The organism is Terrabacter terrae, assembly GCF_039529575.1.
Classification (GTDB): domain Bacteria; phylum Actinomycetota; class Actinomycetes; order Actinomycetales; family Dermatophilaceae; genus Terrabacter; species Terrabacter terrae.
The window spans coordinates 136713-142153 of sequence record NZ_BAAANB010000001.1; the positions used below are offsets into that span (position 1 = coordinate 136713).

At 71.7% G+C, this 5441-nt stretch carries 4 protein-coding genes and 1 pseudogene; 3 read left to right on the plus strand and 2 right to left on the minus strand.

The window, feature by feature from the left end; translation table 11 throughout:
- Positions 1–202, minus strand: a pseudogene (locus ABD194_RS00670) (hypothetical protein); the annotation flags it as partial.
- A gap of 220 nt (positions 203–422) precedes the next feature.
- Between ABD194_RS00670 and ABD194_RS00675 the strand changes: the two are divergent.
- From ABD194_RS00675 to ABD194_RS00685, 3 genes are all read left to right on the plus strand, one after another.
- Positions 423–1457 carry a M4 family metallopeptidase gene (locus ABD194_RS00675; RefSeq protein WP_343985976.1) on the plus strand — a complete coding sequence of 345 codons (1035 nt, stop codon included), beginning with the start codon at positions 423–425 and terminating at the stop codon, positions 1455–1457.
- 145 nt (positions 1458–1602) lie between these two features.
- Positions 1603–2481: a patatin-like phospholipase family protein gene (locus ABD194_RS00680; RefSeq protein WP_343985979.1), complete on the plus strand. Its 879-nt coding sequence runs from the start codon at positions 1603–1605 to the stop codon at positions 2479–2481.
- Complete coding sequence (locus ABD194_RS00685) at positions 2478–3503, plus strand: 1-acyl-sn-glycerol-3-phosphate acyltransferase (protein WP_343985982.1); 1026 nt, start codon at positions 2478–2480, stop codon at positions 3501–3503. Before ABD194_RS00680 ends, ABD194_RS00685 begins: the two co-directional genes overlap by 4 nt.
- A gap of 63 nt (positions 3504–3566) precedes the next feature.
- On the opposite strand, the gene ABD194_RS00690 is transcribed toward ABD194_RS00685, so the two are convergent.
- Positions 3567–5441 (minus strand): (Fe-S)-binding protein (locus ABD194_RS00690; protein ID WP_343985986.1); only part of this gene is annotated, 1875 nt, incomplete at its 5' end.

The following is a 5441-nucleotide window of genomic DNA, read 5'->3' on the forward strand; positions in this document are numbered from 1 at the left end:
GCTGCGAGTCGTCGAGCATGTCGTTGACGCACCGCGCGACCGTGGCGAGGACCGGATGGGTGCACGTCGGGTGGTCGCTCCATCGCTCGCCGGCGAGGAAGGAGGCCATCTCCATGAAGCACGCGCCCTTGCGCGGGCTGCGGTGACGGCCGCGGGACAGCACGGGTACACCGTCGGGAACGAAGGGGGCTCGTCGTGACATCGTCGCTCCTCGGACTTCAGCTCTGGATCCAGCGGGCGGGGTCTCTTCATGGTGCGCCTCGATCGGCGACTTGACCACCCCTTCGTCGAACCGCCACTCTCCGCGTACCCGCCGCTCGTCGGTCCAGTCGGGCGCCGACGCACCATCCGCACCGGTCGCGCCGCCCGCCGGCTGACGGGAGAAGGGCCCACGACCGCCTCGGTGGGTGGAGAGTGTCTGCATGGCACACCGGACACTCGCCGCGGCCGTCGCCGCCGCGGCCATCCTCAGCGTCGCCGCGACCGCCGCGCCGGCCGTCGGCTCGTCGAACCGGTGGGCACACGCGGCGGCGGGCACCGTCTTCCTTCCGAACCCCGTCCAGCAGCTCGGTGACGAGTCCCTCATCGACGCCAAGGACGCCGACTACGCGGCCCTGGCACCGGCCTACCGGCGCGTGACCCTGAGCCACCTGGACGGCTCGGGCACCCTGACGGGACAGTACGTCGCAGTCAAGAGCTCCACGGGCGCCGCGGCCCGGACCGTCGACGGCGCGTTCCCCGCCTGGCACCGCGACGCCGACCAGTTCGAGCAGGTCATGGGCTACTACTGGGTGACCTCGGCACAGGAGTACCTCCAGCACCTCGGGTTCGGTTCGGCGCTGCGCCCGGTCAACGAGCGCCAGATCGCGCTGCGCGTGGACCAGTACGGCGGTGACAACTCGTTCTTCCGGGGCGACAAGGCCAACATCACCGTCGGCAAGGGCGGCGTCGACGATGCCGAGGACGGGGAGGTGGTCGTGCACGAGTACGGCCACTCCGTCCAGGACGGGCAGGTGCCCGGCTTCGGCACGACCCTCGAGTCCGGGGCCATCGGCGAGGCGTTCGGCGACTACCTCGCCGTGGTCGTCACGAGCTGGCGCGCGGGCGCGCCGACGAAGACTCCGGAGGCCTGCGTCGCCGACTGGGACTCCACGTCGTACACGCGTACCGTGCCGCACTGCCTGCGTCGCCTCGACGGCACGAAGACCTATCCCGCCGACGTCGTCGGTGAGGTGCACGCCGACGGCGAGATCTGGTCGCGCGCCCTCTGGGACATCCGCCGCGCGCTCGGAGACACCAAGGCGTCGACGCTCATCGTCGAGGCGCAGTTCGCCTTCGCGCCCGACACGACGTTCCGCGCTGCGGCGCTCGACACCGTCGCTGCCGCCCAGCGCCTCTACGGCTCCTCGGCCGCCAAAGCAGTGACGGCGGCCTTCCACGCCCGCGGCATCCTCTGAGCCGCCCGCCCGGCGGTGTCAGCGGGAGGTTCGCCGCCCCACGAGGGGTGGCACCTCGCCACGAGGACGTATGCCGTGTGGTGGCGTCCTGCGTCGCGGTGTCGGGCTCCTCCACCTTCCGTCCTGACGGGCATACGCTGCCCGCATGAGCGGCGCAGGTGGGCCGGTGGCGCTGGTCCTGGGCGGTGGCGGCATCCTCGGCGCCAGCGAGGTGGGGATGCTGCGCGCCCTCCTCGACGCCGGAGTCAGCCCCGACATCGTGGTCGGTACGAGCGTGGGGGCCATCAACGGCGCGCTCGTCGCCGCGCAGCCCACGCGGGATGCGGTCGAGCGACTGACCTCGCTGTGGACGCAGGCGACACGGGCCGGCGTCTTCACCGAGTCGTGGTGGCGCCAGGCGGTCAGGGTGGCACGGCTGGGCACCCACCTGCACTCGAGCGACAGTCTGCGTGAGCTGCTCACCGAGCACCTGCCCGACCGCCCCATCGAAGACCTCGCGGTGCACTTCGAATGCGTCGCCGCGCGCATCGAGACGGCATCGGCGCGGTGGTTCGACCGGGGACCGGTGGTCGAGGCGGTGCTCGCCTCGTGCGCCGTGCCGGGCCTGCTCCCGGCGGTGAGGATCGACGGGGAGCACTACCTGGACGGCGGCCTCGTGCACTCGATCCCGATCGCGCGAGCGCTGACCCTCGGTGCCCGAGAGGTCTACGTGTTGCAGGTCGGGCGCATCGAGCACCCGCTCGAGGTGCCGCGCCGGGCGTGGGAGGTCGGCCTCGTCTCCTTCGAGATCGCCCGCCGGCACCGGTTCAACGAGGAGCTCGCCTCGGTCCCCGACGGCATCGACGTGCACGTGTTGCCCACCGGCGTGGTGGGCTCGCCCTCGCTCTCCTTGCGCTACCGGGGCGCCGCCGGGGTCAGGGAGCGGATCGAGCGGGCCTTCGAGGCGACGAGCGAGTACCTCGAGAAGCAGGCACCTGGCGGTGGCGTCGTCGGCAGGACGGGCCGGGACGGGAGCACACCGTGAGTGTCTACGTGCCCCCTCGGGCCGCACGGCGGATCGCCAACCCGCTCTGGGTGCCCGGCGCCGTCGTGCTCAGCGTGCCGCTGCTCGTGGCAGCCGCGGTCGGCGCCGTGGTCGCGCTGCGCCCGGGCCCGCGCCGGCTGCTGCGACTGTCGGTGCTGGCGCTGACCTACGTCTGGCTCGACGTCTCCATCATGCTGGCCTGCTGGTGGCTCTGGCTCCGCTCCCCCCTGCCGGGGCGAGACCTCGCAGCGTGGCGTGCACAGCACTGCGCAGTGTTGCGCTGGGCCCTGCGCCACATCTTGGCGCGCAGCGAGACGACCGTGGGCTTCCGCCTCGTGGTCGAGTCGCCGGCCGTGGCGGGGACCGAGCGCCGGCCGCTCATCGTGCTGGCCCGCCACGCCGGACCCGGCGACTCCTTCGCCCTCGTGCACCTGCTGCTCGAGCACCTCGGGCGCCGCCCGAAGGTCGTGCTCAAGGAGGCGCTGCAGCTCGACCCGGGGCTGGACGTGCTTTTCAACAGGCTCGACTGCTACTTCGTGCCCTCCCGCTCGGGAGCCGGGGAGGACCGCACCGAGGCCGTGCGTCGCCTCGCAGAGTCACTGACCGCCGACGAGGCGCTCCTGATCTTTCCCGAGGGTGGCAACTGGACGCCGCGGCGCCACCGGCGCGCCGTACGGCGTCTGCTGCAGATCGGGGAGGTGCGGCGCGCGCGGCGGGCGGTCCGCCAGCACCGGGTGCTCCCGCCGCGGCCCGGCGGTGCCGTCGCCTGCCTGACCGCACGCAGCGACACCGACGTGGTGGTGGTCGCGCACGCCGGGCTCGACGCGCTCGTCAACCCTCGCCAGATGTGGCAGGCAGTGCCCGTTGACCGGCATCCGATGCGAGTCAGCTGGTGGATGACCGACGCCTCCCAGGTGCCACGGACCGACGGCGGGGCCCGGGCCTGGGTCGAGCAGATGTGGGGGCGCGTCGACGCCTGGGTGCAGAGCGCCCGGCTCCAGGCCGGCACCCCGTCCCACTGAGCACTCGCACGGGCCGGTTCACGAGGCCACCGAGGAGCGGCCTTCTCGGCTCAGGCGACGGGCTCACGCGACGGGCGCCGGCTCCGGGTCGGGCTGCGGCTCGGGCGTCTCGACCTCGGTGGTCTCGCCGCCGCCGCCCCCGCGGCGGACGGCCGCGAGCAGCATCTGGGCGACGTCGACGACCTCGACCTCGTCGGTGGCCTTGCCGTCCTGGATGGCGGCGTTGAGGCCGTCGGACAGCATCACCTTGCAGAAGGGGCAGCCGATGGCGATGCGGTCGGCGCCCGTCGCCAGGGCCTCCTCGGTGCGGTTGGTGTTGATCCGCGTGCCGAGCTTCTCCTCCATCCACATGCGCGCGCCACCGGCGCCGCAGCAGAACGACTTCTCCTTCGACCGCTCCATCTCGGCGTACTCCACGCCGGGCAGGATCTGGAGCAGCTCGCGCGGCGGGGCGTAGACCTGGTTGTGCCGGCCGAGGTAGCAGGGGTCGTGGTAGGTCACCTTGGCGCCCGTGGAGGCGGCGCCGGTCTGGGCGCTCTCGCCCGGGCGGGCGACCGGCGTGAGGCGCTTCTCGCGGACGAGGCGGTTGAGCAGCTGCGTGTGGTGCAGCACCTCGTACTGCCCGCCGAGCTGGGGGTACTCGTTCTTGATGGTGTTGAAGCAGTGCGCGCAGGTCACGACGATCTTCGTCGCGCCGACCTCGTTGAGGGTCTCGACGTTCTGCTGGGCGAGCATCTGGAAGAGGAACTCGTTGCCGGCGCGGCGGGCGGAGTCACCGGTGCACGCCTCGCCGTCACCGAGGACCGCGAAGGAGACGCCGGCCGTGTCGAGCAGCTCGGCGACGGCGCGGGTCGTCTTCTTCGCGCGGTCCTCGTAGGCGCCGGCGCAGCCGACCCAGAAGAGGTAGTCGACCTCGTCCAGGTCCTCGACGTCCTGCCCGACCTGCTTGACCTCGAAGGGCAGGTCCTTGGCCCAGTCCATCCGCAGGCGCGGGGCGAGGCCCCACGGGTTGGAGTTCTTCTCGAGGTTCTTGAACAGCCCGTTGAGCTCGGCGGGGAAGGCCGACTCGATGAGGTTCTTGTAGCGGCGCATGTCGACGATCGCGTCGACGTGCTCGATGTCGACGGGGCACTGCTCGACGCAGGCGCCACAGGTCGTGCACGACCACAGCACGTCCTCGTCGATGACGGCGTCGGGGCCGTGCGGGTTGTAGGCCTGCAGCGGGTGACGGATGTCGTAGCCTGTCTCGCCGACGAGCTGCTCGGTCGCGACGGCGGCCTTCGTCTCGTCGCGGAAGCCGTCGGCCGCCTCGATACCGCCCGCGCGGACCTCCTCGGAGGCGAGCAGCCACGGCGCCTTGGCGTGCGCGTGGTCGCGCAGCGTCATGACGAGCAGCTTGGGGGAGAGCGGCTTGTCGGTGTTCCACGCCGGGCACTGGCTCTGGCAGCGGCCGCACTCGGTGCAGGTCGTGAAGTCGAGCAGGCCCTTCCAGGTGAAGTCCTCGACCTTGCCGACGCCGAGCGCAGCGTCCTCGTCGAGCTCGTCGACGTTCTCGAAGTCCAGCGGCTTGCCGTCGACCGTGATCGGCTGCAGCTCGCCGAGGCTCGTTCGGCCGTCGGCGTGGCGCTTGAAGAAGATGTTGAAGAAGGCGAGGAAGCGGTGCCAGGCGACGCCCATCGTCGGCTGGAGAGCGATGGTGATCATCCAGGCGAAGGAGATCAGGATCTTGACCGCCGCGATGACGACGATGAGGTTCTCGATGGCGCCGACCGACAGCCCCGTGAAGAAGCTGCCGATCCAGCCGGTCAGCGGGAAGTGCAGCGCCGTGTCCATGCCGGTGCCCTGCTTGCGGGCGAGCGTCCACTCGAGCGCGCGGAGCAGCCCGATGCAGAGGGTGACGCCGAGGATCGTCAGCTCGACGTAGTAGGCCTGCCACCA

Bases quoted from the DNA above. Each gene is read 5' to 3' on its own strand.
- ABD194_RS00675 (WP_343985976.1), top strand. From the start codon at position 423: ATGGCACACCGGACACTCGCCGCGGCCGTCGCCGCCGCGGCCATCCTC.
- ABD194_RS00680 (WP_343985979.1), top strand. From the start codon at position 1,603: ATGAGCGGCGCAGGTGGGCCGGTGGCGCTGGTCCTGGGCGGTGGCGGC.